The 13,952-nt window shown below is 70.9% G+C and carries 13 protein-coding genes; 7 read left to right on the top strand and 6 right to left on the bottom strand.

From position 1 onward, the window contains the following. Positions 1-79 precede the first annotated feature (79 nt). Positions 80-3,349, top strand: coding sequence for a BTAD domain-containing putative transcriptional regulator (locus AB0395_RS31535; protein ID WP_366287380.1), 3,270 nt, complete (start codon positions 80-82; stop codon positions 3,347-3,349). Positions 3,350-3,521: 172 nt separating this feature from the next. On the opposite strand, the gene AB0395_RS31530 is transcribed toward AB0395_RS31535, so the two are convergent. Then, positions 3,522-4,946 carry an ISKra4 family transposase gene (locus AB0395_RS31530; RefSeq protein ID WP_366287378.1) on the bottom strand — a complete coding sequence of 475 codons (1,425 nt, stop codon included), beginning with the start codon at positions 4,944-4,946 and terminating at the stop codon, positions 3,522-3,524. Continuing rightward, entirely contained in the window at positions 4,943-5,614 is a 672-nt protein-coding gene (locus AB0395_RS31525; RefSeq protein ID WP_366287376.1) for a plasmid pRiA4b ORF-3 family protein, read from the bottom strand. The genes AB0395_RS31530 and AB0395_RS31525 overlap by 4 nt, the downstream gene beginning before the upstream one ends. Before the next feature lie 193 nt (positions 5,615-5,807). On the opposite strand from AB0395_RS31525, the gene AB0395_RS31520 reads away from it, so the two are divergent. Together AB0395_RS31520 and AB0395_RS31515 are read left to right on the top strand one after the other, a co-directional pair. Further along, complete coding sequence (locus tag AB0395_RS31520) at positions 5,808-5,966, top strand: hypothetical protein (RefSeq protein WP_366287374.1); 159 nt, start codon at positions 5,808-5,810, stop codon at positions 5,964-5,966. Beyond that, entirely contained in the window at positions 5,963-6,700 is a 738-nt protein-coding gene (locus tag AB0395_RS31515) for a recombinase family protein (RefSeq protein WP_366287372.1), read from the top strand. Before AB0395_RS31520 ends, AB0395_RS31515 begins: the two co-directional genes overlap by 4 nt. Positions 6,701-7,049: 349 nt before the next feature. On the opposite strand, the gene AB0395_RS31510 is transcribed toward AB0395_RS31515, so the two are convergent. From AB0395_RS31510 to AB0395_RS31500, 3 genes are all read right to left on the bottom strand, one after another. Continuing rightward, positions 7,050-8,483, bottom strand: a complete 1,434-nt coding sequence (locus tag AB0395_RS31510) for a Vps62-related protein (RefSeq protein WP_366287370.1) — start codon at positions 8,481-8,483, stop codon at positions 7,050-7,052. Positions 8,484-8,924: 441 nt separating this feature from the next. Beyond that, positions 8,925-10,304: an ATP-binding protein gene (locus tag AB0395_RS31505; RefSeq protein WP_366287368.1), complete on the bottom strand. Its 1,380-nt coding sequence runs from the start codon at positions 10,302-10,304 to the stop codon at positions 8,925-8,927. Beyond that, positions 10,301-10,978 (bottom strand): response regulator transcription factor, encoded by a 678-nt coding sequence (locus AB0395_RS31500; RefSeq protein ID WP_366287366.1) that lies wholly within the window; start codon positions 10,976-10,978, stop codon positions 10,301-10,303. The genes AB0395_RS31505 and AB0395_RS31500 overlap by 4 nt, the downstream gene beginning before the upstream one ends. Before the next feature lie 50 nt (positions 10,979-11,028). On the opposite strand from AB0395_RS31500, the gene AB0395_RS31495 reads away from it, so the two are divergent. Further along, positions 11,029-11,700, top strand: coding sequence for a hypothetical protein (locus AB0395_RS31495; RefSeq protein ID WP_366287364.1), 672 nt, complete (start codon positions 11,029-11,031; stop codon positions 11,698-11,700). Between the two features lie 15 nt (positions 11,701-11,715). Here the strand turns inward: AB0395_RS31495 and AB0395_RS31490 are convergent, their stop codons facing one another. Then, positions 11,716-12,207, bottom strand: coding sequence for a DUF523 domain-containing protein (locus tag AB0395_RS31490; protein WP_366287363.1), 492 nt, complete (start codon positions 12,205-12,207; stop codon positions 11,716-11,718). A gap of 86 nt (positions 12,208-12,293) precedes the next feature. Here AB0395_RS31490 and AB0395_RS31485 point away from each other — a divergent pair, with 86 nt between their 5' ends. The 3 genes from AB0395_RS31485 to AB0395_RS31475 are packed head-to-tail and all read left to right on the top strand — an operon-like array spanning position 12,294 to position 13,780. Next, entirely contained in the window at positions 12,294-12,656 is a 363-nt protein-coding gene (locus AB0395_RS31485; protein WP_366287361.1) for a hypothetical protein, read from the top strand. Then, positions 12,653-13,033, top strand: a complete 381-nt coding sequence (locus AB0395_RS31480) for a hypothetical protein (protein WP_366287359.1) — start codon at positions 12,653-12,655, stop codon at positions 13,031-13,033. The genes AB0395_RS31485 and AB0395_RS31480 overlap by 4 nt, the downstream gene beginning before the upstream one ends. A 60-nt stretch (positions 13,034-13,093) precedes the next feature. Next, a complete protein-coding gene (locus tag AB0395_RS31475) occupies positions 13,094-13,780 on the top strand; it encodes an SRPBCC family protein (RefSeq protein WP_366287357.1) in 687 nt (228 codons plus the stop codon). The last annotated feature ends 172 nt before the right edge of the window (positions 13,781-13,952 follow it).

Genomic DNA, 13,952 nt, shown 5'->3' with positions numbered 1-13,952 from the left:
GGGGGCGAGTGTCAGCCCTCGGCACGGCAGGTCCGAGGACAGGAGCGCGCAGGACCGGCCACGCACGATAATCGGTGCCATGTGGGTCGGCTTACTGGGCGCGATGGAGGTGCGGGACGCCGTGGGCGGCCCGATCGCCGTTGGCGGGCCGAGAACGCGGGCATTGCTCGCGATGCTGGCGCTCAACGCGGGACGGGTGGTCACCGCGGAGCGGCTGATCGGCGGCCTCTACGGCGAGGAGCAGCGGGGCAACGTCGCCAACGCGCTGCAGGCGCAGGTCTCCCGGCTCAGGCAGCTGCTCGGGCACGCCGGGGCGGTCGAGTTCCACCCGGCGGGCTACCGGCTCGCGGTGAGTCCCCAGGACGTCGACGTCCACTGTTTCGAACGGCTGGCGGCCCAGGGGCGCCAGGCCCTGGGCGTGGGGGACAGGGCGCGTGCCGCCGCGCTCCTGCGCGAGGCGCTCGCCCTGTGGCGAGGGCCCGCGCTGCCCGACGTGGGCGACGCGCCGTTCGTGCGCGGCCAGATCGCACGTCTGGAGGAGCTGCGCCTGACGGCCGTCGAGGACCGTGCAGAGGCCGAGCTGGCCATGGGGGAGCACCGGGCCCTGGTGGCCGAGCTGCGTGGCCTGGTGGCCGCGCATCCGCTGCGGGAGCGGCTGCTGGGGCAGCTGATGCGGGCGTTGTACGGCAGCGGCAGGCAGGCCGAGGCCCTCGCCACATACGAGGAGGCCAGGCGGACCCTCGCCGAGGAGCTCGGAGCCGAGCCCGCGGCCGAACTGGCCGCGACGCATCTGGCCGTGCTCAGGGCCGATCCTTCCCTCGCCGTCCAGCCGGTCGCGGCCCGCACCGCACGGCAGGTCACCGCGGAACGGCCCGTGGCCCGCTATCCCGAGGTTCTGGCCGTCGGCATCGGGACGGTCACGCCTGGGACGATCGTCCCGCCCGCGGCGGTGCCCGTCCCGCGGCACGCGCTCGTGGCCCAGCTCACCAGCTTCGTTGGCAGGCGGGAGGAACTGGCGCGGGTCGGCGCGCTGCTCGAGGAGGGGCGCCTGGTCACCCTCACCGGCCCGGGAGGGGTCGGCAAGACCCGCCTGGCGGTCGAGGCCGCGGCCCGGCAGCCGGGCGAGGTCCGGTTCGTCGACCTCGCGCCGCTGAGCCGGGCGGCCGAGGTCGCCCAGGCGGTGTTCGGCGCACTCGGGCTGCGCGAGACAGGACTCACACCCGGCCCAGGCAGGCCGCAGGCCGACTCCGTCGAGCGGATGATCGCCGCGCTCGCCGGACGGCGCGTCCTGCTCGTCTTCGACAACTGCGAGCACCTCGTCGAGGCCGCCGCGGAGCTCGCAGGACGCCTGCTCGGGGCCTGTCCCGGGCTGCGGATCCTCGCCACCGGCAGGGAGGCGCTCGGCATCACCGGGGAGAGCCTGTGCCCGCTCCCCGCGCTCGCGGTGCCGCCACCCGGCACGCCGGCGCGGGAGGCGCTCGGCTACCCGGCCGTCCAGCTCTTCGCGCACCGGGCCACCGCGGTGCTGCCGGGGTTCGCCGTCGACGAGACGAGCGCCGAGGCCGTGCTGCGGATCTGCCGGGCTCTCGACGGGCAGCCGCTGGCGATCGAGCTGGCCGCGGCCCGGTTGCGGTCGCTGCCGGTCACCGAGGTCGCGGCCAGGCTGGACGATCGCTTCCGGCTGCTGTCACGCGGCAGCCGTACCGCGCAGCCGAGGCACCGCACGCTCCGCGCGGTGGTCGAGTGGAGCTGGGACCTGCTCGACGAGACCGAGCGGACGCTGGCCGGGCGGCTGACGGTCTTCACCGGCGGCGCGACCCTGGAGGCGGTCTCCGCGGTGTGCGGGCTGCCGGACGGCGAGGTGGTCGAGGCGCTGACCGGTCTGGTGGACAAATCCCTCGTCGAGGTCTCTGGGGCCCGCTACCGCATGCTCAACACGATCCGGGCGTTCTGCGCGGAACGTCTCGCCGAGGCGGGGGAGACGGAGCGGCTACGGCGCTCGCACGCCGACCACTTCCTCGGCCTGGTGCTGGCGGCGGAGCCGCGCCTGATCACCGCGGACCAGCTCGAGTGCCTGGCCTCGCTGGACGTCGAGCGCGACAACCTGCACGCCGCGTTCCACTGGGCCGCCGCCGCCGACGCCGGGCGGGCACTGCGGCTGCTCGCCTCCCTGACGACCTACTGGTGGCTGCGCGGGCTGCGCAGCCAGGGGGCGGCACGCGCGGAGGAGCTCCTCAGGAGGATCGGCCCTCACCCGCCTGGCGGGTTCGAGGAGGAGTACGCCCTGTGCGTCCTGAGCATCGCGTCCGGCGGGTCCCGCAGTGAGTTCGGCACCCACCTGGACAACGCCGTCGGGGCGGTGCTGGCCAGGGGGCGGCCGCCCAGGCAGCCCTTCCTGATCATGATGCTGGGCATGGCGATGGGCATCCCCGAGGCGCGGACCGCGAACCTGGGCGACGAATGGCAGGCGCTGCTGGGCGCCGATCCGTGGAGCCAGGCGCTGAGGCGCTTGGGCGAGGGCCTCATGGCGTTGTACGCCGGGCGGATCGACGACGCGGAACGCGGGCTGTCCGCCGGGCTCGACGGATTCCGCGCCCTCGGCGAGCGGTGGGGAATGGAGGTCACCCTGTCCGAGCTCGCCAAGATCGCCGAATGGCGGGGCGACGTCGGGCTGGCGTGGAGCCTGTGTGAGGAGTCCCTGGAACTGGCCCGCGTGCTCGGGGCCGACGAGGACGTCGCCCAGGGGTTGTGCCGGCGCGCGAGTGTGCGCGCGCAGACGGGTGACCTCGAGGGGGCGAGGGAGGACACGGGGCGGGCGGCCGAGCTGGCCCGCCGTAGCGGGGCGTCCGAGGTGCTCGCCCTGGCCAACCACGGGCTGAGCGTCATCGCCAGGCTGGAGGGCGAGACGGCCGAGGCCCGGCGCCTCGCGGAGGCGGCACTGGCCGGGTGCCCCTCGGGATGGTTCGGGGCTGAGGAGACCAGGGCCATCGTCATGGTCGGTCTCGGGCTGATCGCTGAGACCGAGGGCGACGCCCGTGAGGCCCTGGCGTGGTACCACCGGGCGCTGGTCTCGGCCTCGAGCCAGCGCAACGTGATGATGACGGCCCTGGTGACCGAGCTGCTTTCCGGGGTCGCGCTGCTCGAGGACGACGCGGAGCGGGCCGCCCTGCTGCTGGGCGCGGGTACGGCGGTGCGCGGGACCGCCATGGCGGGCAACGCCGACGTGACGCGGCTGAGCCTGGCCGTGCGGAGGGCGCTCGGCGACCGAGCCTACGAGGCGGCGCACGAGCGGGGCGCGTCCATGACCCGCGAGGAGGCGTGGGCGATGGCCGGTGTCCCCCCGGTCTGAAGCCCGTCGAGGTCACGACCACACCGGAGAAGCCGGACGCGTCCTTCGCCTGGACACCCTCTCCCGGTCCAGGCCCCGGTCCGGTTCCGGTTACGGCCACGGGCAGGACGCTCACGTGGCTCCCGGAGGGGCGGTGGAGATCTCGGAGACCGGGAGAAACCATGGGAACGGATCAGGCCGCGAGGCTGAGCGCCTGATCTGAGTTGGGGTACCAGCGGGCGAAGTCGGTTTCGAGGTCGTGGTTGAGGACGCGAGTGCGGATCTGGAGGAGGAGGTGGGCGCCGCGGGGTGTCCATCTCATCTGCTGCTTCTTGACCATGCGCCGGCTGATGACGTGGTTGACGGTGGCTTCGGCAGTGGCACTGGAGATGGCCTCGCCGTTGCGATGGCGTTCGCCGTAGTTGGGGATCTCGTGCTGGTTGCGGTCGATGTAGGTACGGAACTCGCTCAGCCGGGTGAAGAAGGTCCGCTGCTTGTCGTCAGTGGGATCCGCGCACAGCAGTTCGTAGTCCTCGACGAGGTCGGTGAGCAGGTCGAGGGCTCGGAAGGTGTTGCCGTGCCACAGGTAGTGCTTGATCCGTTCCAGGGTCCGGTCGGTCTCGGCGGGGTCGACGGTGAAGTCCTCGACGTCTGCGACCGGTGTGGGGAGCGATTGGGTGCTCTGGCGCAGGACGGTGAGGCGCATGGTGATGTGGAACCAGTCGAGGTAGTGCTCGGCCTGAGGATTGAGGTAGCGGGGCAGGTCGCGGATGTCCTCGCCGCCGTCGGTGAGGAACACGATCTGCTGGTTGTCGGTCATCCCTTGGGAGCGCAGCAGCTCATACAGGCGCCGTTTGGGTTTGTGGTCGTAGGTCTGGACGAACGCGAAGGTCTTGGCAGGGCCGCCGCCGGTGGGGGTGGAGCGGCCGGTAACGGCCTCGAACCAGCCGTCGCGGCGGGAGGTCTGGTTGGCCGAGTGGACGTAGCCACCGTCCAGGGCGACGACCAGCGGCAGGTCCGGGCGCGGCATGGTCTCCAGGTCGCGGGGGCGGGTGTCGATGAAGCTGAAGCGTTCCTCACCGAGCTCGTTCTCCAGCCGGGTCGCGGTGCGCTCGACTTGCTGGCGCAGGGCGGTGGCGTGCAGGGGCCGGCCGAGCGGGAAGGTCTCGGCGAGCAGGGTCGTGGCGGTGCCGTAGGAGGTGAGCGCGGCGTACTTAGCCTCCCACAGCAGCAGCTCCGGAGCGGTGCGTTCGGGCAGCGCCGCGGCGATCGGGCTGAATGTCGCGGCCTCCGACGCCGTCGCCGTGCAGGAGCAGGTCTTCAGGCGCGGGCTGTCCAGGCGGAGGGTGCCGAACAAGGTGCGCAGCACGATCTGCCGGGTGTCCTTGCGGGCGCGGGCTCGACCGCAGTGCTGGCAGTGCCGTTCGGCGTCGACGGCCACCCGGGCCTGGGCGGTGAGGAGGTGGTGCTGGACGCCGGACAGCACCTCGTGGGCCTCGGTGAGCGCCAGCCCGGCGGTCGCGAGGCTGAGGTCGTCGCGGGCGATCGCGGTGACGTGCTCCACGGTCGGCGGGGTGCCGTCCTGGGCGTCGATGACGAGCTGAACGGTGATCTTCACGTGGGTTCGTCCTCCGGCACGCGGGAGTCGAGGGTGTGCAGGGCGGTGTTGAGCTCGGTCTTGTCGAAGTCGTCCAGGCGGGCGATGCCGGTCAGCGCGGTCAGCTCCTCGCGGTGTTCGGCGAGGAACTCCGCCGCCCACGCCCGGTCGTTGCCGCGGTCGAGGGAGTCGGCCATGAGCTCGGCGAGGCGGCCCGCCACGATGATGAGGGGCCAGCGCTGCCGCAGCTCCAGGAACTCCCGCACCCCGCGGCAGGACTCGGGCGGGGCCTGGCGGGCGCCGCCGGTGCAGGCCGGATACCGGCGGCTGGGCGTGCGGGTCAGGAGTTGCTCCACCCGGACTTCCAGCCGCCAGCCGGCGAAGAAGTCGTAGTCGTAGGTGAACCGCTCACCGGTGCGCAGGCCGAACCGGGTCAAGCGCACCTGGCGACCGTCGGTGGAGAACCCCGCCGACCCCGGACGCCAGCACCCGTACTCCACGCCGTGGATCGTGAAGTGGTGCAGGCTCTCGTCACTCCACCCGAACGCGCACTGGAACACCTCGTGCAGGTCGGCGATCGAGGTGCTCGCGGGAACGAGCAGGCGCCGCCAGACCATCGGGCTGAGCCCGGCGAGCACCACCCGCATCTGGAAGACGACGTCGGTCTCCGGCCCGCCCGAGTGATCCACAGCGCCGATTCTTCCGATCCCAGCCGATGTGCGTCCTGGTTTCCGGTAACGCTTCGGGCCGTCCCGCATCGACTTTTCGGACGGGGGTTTCTGGACGGTGGGAGAGGCTGTGGCGGACGGCCGCGAGCGGAAGACGGGGAACTGGCGCTGCGCGCCTTCAAGACCGCAGGAAGCTTCCAACTGCTCATCGAGCATGGAGATCCTCGGCTTCCGGACCGACGAGTACGACCGTCAGGACCTGGCCCGCGTCGCCAACTCGCTGCGCGGCGTGTCGGTCCGCGCCGCGATGAGTTCCGGAGACGATGACATCCTGCGCACCGTTACCGGCCGCGACGACCTCGGACGATTGTGACGGGCAGGATCTACGCCTACGCGCGAGTCTCCACCCGCGATCAGAACCCGCAACTCCAGCTCGACGCCCTGACCGCCAGCGGCTACGACGAACTGGTTACCGAGAAGGAGTCGGGCAAGCGCGGGGTCGCGCGTCCGGAGTGGGAGGCGCTGCTGTCGCGCCCCCAGGCCGGGGACATCCTGAAGTTCTGGAAGTCCGACCGGTGGGGACGCTCAGCCGCCCACGTGCTGACCACCGTCACCGAGCTGCGCGAGCGCGGAGTGAAGGTCATCAGCCTGACCGAGAACTTCGACCTCGGCACCAAGGAGGGCCGGTTCATGTTCACGGTCCTGGCCGCGGCCGCCGAGTACGAACTGGAACTGCGCGCCGAGCGCCAGGCCGATGGGATCGCCGCCGCCGCACGCCGCGAAACCGAAGGCCGCCGGCTCCTCGGCAAGAAGAAGACCGGCCGCCCCCGCGCCATCGGCCCCGCCGAACTCACCACCCTCCGCCGCCTCGTCGACGACGGCGTCTCGGTCACCGAGGCCGCCCGCACCCTCAAGATCGGCCGATCCACCGCCTACCAAGCGCTGGCCACCACGCAGGAAGACGATCAGGCCGCGCGCGCCGAGCTGGAATCCGTCCTGGCGGCCCTTCCCGCGGACGGCCGTCCAACGCCCTCTATCGCCGCCTACGACGACCTACTCAGCCAGAACACCAGGCACCCGGCCTGGCGGGCGGCAGGCTCTGCATGACGCCGACGCTGGCGCCAAGGATTGAGGGGCTGAGACCGCTGCGCCCCTGCTGCCAGGCCAGGGAACGAGCGTCACTTTCCGAAATCGGGGTGCGTGGAATGTGCGGAGTAGTCTGCACACCCCCCGGCGAGTCGGCTTTTGAGCTCGATGGCAACGATGGAGTTCTGGTCTCCTGATCGCCGTACAAGTAAATGGATCAAGGTGTGGTACATGAGGGGCCCGCCGCCCCATACGGTGGCGGGCCCCTCGAATGCCGTGTGCGTAGCGGCCGGTACGGCCGTTAGGCGGGGGGGCGGCGCGTGGCTGACCCGCCGCTGTCGGCGATTTCGTTGTTCGGGTTGCCGGGTTGTCAGGAGTGTTTGGACCGCTTGGTGGGGGTGGTGGCTGAGCGCCCGGTCGAGGTGGTGGTGCCTGTCTTGGTCGTGGTTTTGGTGGTGGTGGTGTCGCTGGTGGCGGGGTCGTCGGGGTATTGGTCGTAGTGGAAGCTGTCGCCGCGGAAGGTCAGCGGGCTGCCGACGCGTGTGCCGTCGGCGCGCCGGACCTGGAGTTCGTAGTCGGCGACCCACATGGCTGCGGCATGGTCGGGGGGTGCTTGCAGCGTGCGGGTGACGCTGTGGGATTCCAGTTCCTTGAGCGAGGTGGTGTGCGAGAAGCCCAGTTCCAGGCTGAAGGTGGCGGTGGCCGAACTGCTGACGACACCTGTCGAGACGCCGACGGTGGAGGAGACCGAGAAGCCGGTGTTGACGCTGAAGGTGTTGGCGCTCTCTTTCTCGGTGCCGGTGGTGATGCTCTTGGTGACGGTCTGCGTGGTGCTGGTCTGGTTGCTGATGTGGGCCAGCAGCGTCCAGGACGCTTTGCGTTCGATGCGGTAGAAGGGTGAGTTGGCCACTTTCCACTCGTCGGTCTTGACCGGGTCGTGGACCGCGGTGTAGGGCAGCCAGACCACGTTGGTGACGGCCGAGGAGACCTTGCTGGCCGGCCGGACGTGATCGACCAGGGCCGGCATGTGGGGCCGGTCGGGCAGTTCGGTGGGCAGGGGCAGGCACAGCACACGCATCTCGGGCAAGCCTTCGGGCTGGTCGTAGGATTGGTGACCGGTGAAGGTGTTGGGCGCGATCAGGACGCGGGTGGGCCCCTCGCTGTCATCGACGTAGGAGGGGGGCACGACGATGCTCCAGGCGCTGAAGCGCTGCTTGGCGCCGGTGCCGCCGGCGTTGTAGAGCCATTTGACGTCGGCGGGGGCGGTCAGGTCCTCACGGACACACATCAGATCGGACCAACCCGGCTTGTCGAACTCGGCAGGATGGATGCCGGAGGTGATCAGCCCCATGGCCACGTAGCCCTCGGGGGGCACGGGACGCCAGATCGTGGTGTTCCATCGCCCGTTCGCGCCGGCGGTGGTCCAGACTTGTTCCAGGTCCACCGGGCGAGCCAGGGCGGGCGGGCTGCCGGCGGGGGCGGGATGGTCGGGGTTCAGTCTCACGCACAAGGCCACGGTGTGCCCGTCCAGTTCGTGCTGCCTTTTGGGAGGTGGGCAGTGGAGGTTGGGTGTACACCAGCCTGGGAGTGCGGCATAGCCGAGATAGGCGAAGCCGTCCGGGAATGTTCGGTTCCAGGGGTAGAGCTTCGGTTCGTGGCAGCTGAACCGGTGTGTGCCTGAGCGGTCATCGTTGTAGCGGAAAAAGAACTTGTCGACGAAGGTCAGGATGAGTTCGCCGAAGGCCATCGTGGTAGGGGGCTTGGCCGCGGTGGTGTTCGTCTTGGTCGCGGTGGTGTCGGTCATGGCAGATGCCACCCTCTGTTAGGCGTTGGGCATGACGACGGCGAGCCGTCCACTATGACACGAACAGTAGTTGAATGGGTTCGAAGAGTAACGACGCCGCCCCGTCTCCTGCGCTCGCTTGTGCGCTACGTTGACGGTGGAGCGGATGCGGCGGATCAACGAGATCGCCGAACTCGCCACCCTCCGCCACCTGGTCGACAACAGCGTCTCGGTCGCCGAAGCAGCCCGCACCCCCAACATCGGCCGTTCCACCGCCTACGAGGCGCTGGCTACCGTGCAGGAAGACGATCAGACCGCACCCGCCAAGCTGGAACCCGTCCTGGCGGGCCTGCCCCAGACAACCGCCCAACACCCTCAACCACCGCCTACGACGAACCACTCAGAACACCACCAGGTATACCCCCGGCCTGATCGTTCCCACGGTTTCTCCCGGTCTCCATCTCAGCGCGAGGCTTCCCCGCGATCTTCACCCGGGGCCCCCGGGGAGTCGCGTTTCCTGCGGGACCAGCGGTTCCTCGCGGGACGCCTGGCCGTACGGGAGGTGCGGTCACGCTGGTCGGTGCGCAACCACAGCTGTACCCGGGCGCCGCCGAGGGCCGAGGCGTCGATCCGCAGCGTGCCGCCGGAACTCTCGGCGAGCTGGCGGGCGATGTCCAGGCCGAGACCGGTCGATCCCGACCCGCTGGCCCCGCGCCGCAGCGCCGCCTCCGGGTCGGCGATGCCGGGGCCCGCGTCGGCGATCAGGATGCCGACCGTGTCCGAGCCCTGATGCAGCGTCACCGTGAACGCCGTGCTCTCCGGAGTGTGCCTGAAGACGTTGCCGAGCAGCGCGTCCACGACCGCGCTGAGCTCAGTGGCCGCGACCGGGATCCTGGCCGGTTCCGACGCGCCGATCAGCTCCCACGGCCGCTGCTGGTCGTCCGCCAGCGCCGACCAGAAGGTCAGCCGTTCGCGCAGCACCTGGGCGGCGTCGCAGTGGACGAACGCGGGCGCGCGGGAGGGTTGTCTGGCCGCCGCGATGATCTCGTCGACCTCGGACTCGAGGCGGCTCAGCGCCCGGCGGCTCTGCTCGGCCTCCGGGCCCAGATGGTCCAGGCTGAGCCGCAGCGCGGTCAGCGGCGTGCGCAGCCGGTGCGACAGGTCCGCGGCCATCTCCCGCTCCGCGGCGAGCAACTGGACCACCCGGTCAGCCATGGTGTTGAACGCCTCTCCGGCGGCGGCCAGCTCCGCCGGTCCTTCGGGTTCGATCCGGACGCTGAGGTCGCCCGCGCCCAGGGAGGCCGCCGCGTGGCCCAGGCGCCGGGCCGAACGCACCACCCGCGCTCCGAGGCGATCGGCGACCAGCACGGAGACCGCCATCAGCAGCATCGCGACCCCGCTCAGCACCGCCCACGACGTGGCGACCCCCCTGCTGAGGTCCTCGGCGGGCACGAAGATCTCGATGACCGCGATCCGGCCGTCCTCCAGGGTGACGGGGCGTAGCAGCAGGTAGTCGGCTCCCGCATCCCAGGTCACGGCCCGCGTGAGCCGGGACGCCCCAACCACGGCTTCCGCCGGGGCCTTGGGCGTACCCACCGAGCCGCCGCCGGGCAGGTGGAGCACGATCCGCTCCTTCGCGCCCGTGCTGGCGACCGCGCGGGCCAGCCGGTCCGGGTCCACGGTGATGGCCAGCACCGGGACCAGCGCCGACGCCTGCCGCTCGGCCTCGGCCACCGCGCGGCCGTGGGCGATGTCCCTGACGATGAGCCCGAGCGGGATCAGGAAGGCCAGGGCGATCATCGATGCCCCGGCGACGGCGAGCAGGGCCAGGGTCCGTCTCACGGCGGGGTGACCAGCATGACGCCGACACCGCGCACGGTGTGCAGATAGTGGGGGGCCGAGGCGCTCTCGCCGAGCTTGCGCCGCAGCCATGACAGGTGCACGTCGATGGTCTGGTCGTCGCCGTACGACTGCTGCCACACCTCGGTGAGCAGCTCCTTGCGGGAGACGACCCGATCGGCGCGGGCGGTGAGGTAGGCGAGGAGGTCGAACTCTCGCCGGGTCAACGCGAGCGGCGCGCCGTCCAGGGTGGCCTCGCGCCGGTTGAGGTCGACCGCGAGCGCCCCGACGAGCAGCACCGGCGGCGGGGTCGCCGCCCGTGCCCTGCGCAGCACGGCGTCGAGGCGGGCGTTCAGATGGTCGCCGGAGAACGGCTTGACCAGATAGTCGTCCGCTCCCGCCTTGAGCAGGCGGACGATCTCCGCCTCGTCGTCCCTGGCCGTCGCCACGATGACCGGCACGCTGGAGACACCGCGGACCATCTTCAGCGCCTCTGACCCGTCCAAGTCGGGCAGGCCGAGATCGAGGATCACCGCGTCAGGAGGATTCTGGGTGATCTCCCGCAACGCGTCGAGTGCCCGCCCCGCGCTGCGCACGGCGTGCTGGCGCCTGCTCAGTTCCTGGATCATCGCGGAACGCACGTACTCGTCGTCTTCCACCACGAGAACCGTCGCCATACGACGTAACCGTAGTGAACAAAGAGACACATGAGGTAATAATTCACCGCATGCGGCAAACCTTAGGGTTCATAGCGGTGTGGTGTGGAGCCACGGTCCTGGCGGCCTCGGTCACCTGGTTCGGTGTCCGTGACGTGCTGCGCAGCCAGGTCTTCGACGACGTGAGGGTCGAGTCCCTCAACGCCGCGCTCAGCCGCATGGAGGCCGAATCGGTTCCCCTGGGCACACCGACCGGGCCGGCCACGCTCCCCGCCCCGCCGAGTGCCCAGCCCACGCCCGGCAGACGCGCCCCCACGCCCACCGCCCGCCACAGCACGCTCAGCCCACGAGTCACCGGCTCTCCGCAGGACGATCACAAGGTGCTCGCCCATTCGAGGAACTCCACGACCCCTGGATCCTCACGGTCCACGATCGCCGCGCTCAAACCCGCCAGGACGGCCGCGGCCCTGCCCGGGCCCGTGCGGACGTCCACCGCGCCCAGCCCCTCCGCCCAGATGGCGGCGAACGACAGAACGCGGGTGGTGACCGTCAAGAACGGCTCCGTCTCGTTCACCATCGACGCGGGCGTGTGCCGTCTGGTCGCCGCGACGCCCAACCCGGGCTTCGAGGCCCAGGTGTCCCAGGCCGACGGCTGGGTCCGGGTCGACCTGGTCCAGGGGCAGCACGGCTCCGCGGTCTACTGCGTCGGCAAGGAGAGCCGCACCGACGTCTGGGAGTACTGAAGCGCTGAACGACCATCAGCACAGCTCGCGCAGCCGTACGGCGGCGTCCGCGATGTGGTCCTCGGTGAACACCGAGATGCCGTGCAGTTCGAGTAGGGCGGTGGTGACACCCGCGCCTGGCAGGCGGGAGCCGCGGAAGGTGCCGTCGTAGATGGTCAGGCTTCCGCAGGAGGGGCTGCCCTCCTTCAGGATCGCCACCCTGGCGCCGAAGGACCTGGCGACGGCGAGTGCCGACTGGGCTCCGGCGAGAAAGGCAGGTGTGACGTCGGTCCCATCGGCGGTGAGCACCCGGGCGGCTCCGGCGAGCACGGCCGCGCCTCCCGCGCCGCCCTCGATCTCGGCGGCAGGGCGCGGCACGGGCAGGCCGCCCTCGACCTCTGGACAGAACGGGACCAGCCGCCCCTCATCCCGCCAGGTGGCCAGCAGCGCGTCGCCGCTGGTCTTCGCGGCCCCGTCGTAGCGGACCCTTTGCCCCATCAGGCAGGCACTGACCAGGATTCTCTCCACGGATCCAGCGTATGCGCCGCGGCGAGAAGGGCGATGGTACCGGGCAGTACCCTACTGGTCATGCTTCCTGCCACGGTGATGTCCCGGTGATCGGCCCGCTCGCGACCGCCCTGATTGTGCTGGCGCTGGTCGTCGTGCTGTCCGCCATTGTGACCGCCGCGCGGAACAGGCCGATGGGCACTGTCCTGCTCGCCGCGCTCGGGCTGCTCGAGGTCGGTCTGCTGGTCCAGGCGGGCTTTGCGATCGCCGCGGTGGTCAGGGGAGAGGGGCCGGACGAGACGGTGACCCTGATCGGCTACCTCGTGGGAACGCTGGTGATCCCGCCGGGGGCGGCCTTCCTGGGGCTCGCGGAGCGCTCGCGCTGGGGACCCGCGGTGATCGCGGTCGGGGCCTTCGCGGTCTGCGTCATGGTCGGGCGACTGCTGCAGATCTGGCAGGGGGCGGCATGAGCGAACCGGCGATCGGCTCGGGCCCGGGACGTGCGCTGGTCGCGGTCTACGGCGTTTTCGCGCTGGCCGCGGGGGCACGCGCCGCGGTGCAGATCGCGACACGTTTCGGCGAGGCCCCGCTGGCCTACTCGCTGTCGGCGTTCGCCGCACTGGTCTATATCGTACTCACCGTGGCGCTGGCCAGGGGAGACCGGCGACTCGCCCTGGCCGCCTGCGGCATCGAGCTGGCCGGGGTCCTCGTCGTCGGCACGCTGAGCATGGCGGACCCCGAGGCTTTCCCGCACGCGACGGTCTGGTCCGGGTACGGCAGTGGCTACGTGTTCATTCCCCTTGTGCTGCCGGTCCTGGGGCTTTATTGGCTTTTGCGCCGTAGCTAGTTAGGCCCCGGGACCGCCGGGCAGGTCCGCTTACCGAACCCACGAGAGGGAGGCAGACCTGTGAGCACGATCGAACAGTCCGTCGATGTGAACGTTCCGATCAGGACGGCCTACAACCAGTGGACCCAGTTCGAGAGCTTTCCCGAGTTCATGGAAGGCGTCGAGTCGGTCAAGCAACTGAGTGACACCCGTACGGCGTGGGTCGTGGAGATCGCGGGCGTTCGCCGTGAATTCGAGGCCGAGATCACCGAGCAGCACCCGGACGAGCGGGTGGCGTGGAAGTCCGCCGACCGGCCGCACCAGGCCGGAGTGGTGACTTTCCACCACCTCGCTCCGGAGACCACCCGCGTCACGCTCCAGCTCGAGTACGACCCGGAAGGCTTCATCGAGACTGTCGGCGACTGGCTGCAGATCGTCCGCCTGCGCGTTCGCGGCGACCTGGAGCGCTTCAAGACGTTCATCGAGTCGCGTGGCGGTGAGACCGGTGCCTGGCGCGGCGACGTGCCGGGCCCGCAGAACCGCGGTACGGGCGTGCCCGGCTTCGGCGCGGGCGCCGCGACCGTTACCGACAGGCCCGCCGGCGGTCCGGGAAACGGTCACGGCTTCGACGAGCCGGTGCCGCCGCGCACGGTGGGGCAGGAGTATCCGCCGGAGTCCCCGCTGGCCCCTCCCGGCAGCGGCCCGCTGCCCGGAGCCGGTCGGCGGCCGGGAGAGGAGCCGCCCATGGCCCCGGAGCCGCGCATCTGATGCTCGCGTCCGCCGGATCGCCGTCGGAGACGGAGTCCGGCGCCTGACGGGTGAGAAGCCGGGTCACGCCCTGTAAGCGGGGGCGGGGCCCGGCTTTCACATTGTCAGGGCTTCTCTTTGCCAGGAACAAACTCGGATTTGGGTCCTGTTACAGTTGGAGTCAGCCAATCAT

Origin of the sequence: Streptosporangium sp. NPDC051023 (genome assembly GCF_040689595.1) — a bacterium.
Classification (GTDB): domain Bacteria; phylum Actinomycetota; class Actinomycetes; order Streptosporangiales; family Streptosporangiaceae; genus Streptosporangium.
Note: the sequence above shows the minus strand (reverse complement) of the source record. Positions and strands in the feature narration are given on the sequence as shown.

Excerpts from the sequence above, each read along its gene's own strand:
- AB0395_RS31500 (WP_366287366.1), bottom strand. The coding sequence starts at position 10,978 with ATGGCGACGGTTCTCGTGGTGGAAGACGACGAGTACGTGCGTTCCGCG.
- AB0395_RS31535 (WP_366287380.1), top strand. The coding sequence starts at position 80 with ATGTGGGTCGGCTTACTGGGCGCGATGGAGGTGCGGGACGCCGTGGGC.
- AB0395_RS31510 (WP_366287370.1), bottom strand. The coding sequence starts at position 8,483 with ATGACCGACACCACCGCGACCAAGACGAACACCACCGCGGCCAAGCCC.
- AB0395_RS31480 (WP_366287359.1), top strand. The coding sequence starts at position 12,653 with ATGAGCGAACCGGCGATCGGCTCGGGCCCGGGACGTGCGCTGGTCGCG.
- AB0395_RS31520 (WP_366287374.1), top strand. The coding sequence starts at position 5,808 with ATGGAGATCCTCGGCTTCCGGACCGACGAGTACGACCGTCAGGACCTG.
- AB0395_RS31495 (WP_366287364.1), top strand. The coding sequence starts at position 11,029 with ATGCGGCAAACCTTAGGGTTCATAGCGGTGTGGTGTGGAGCCACGGTC.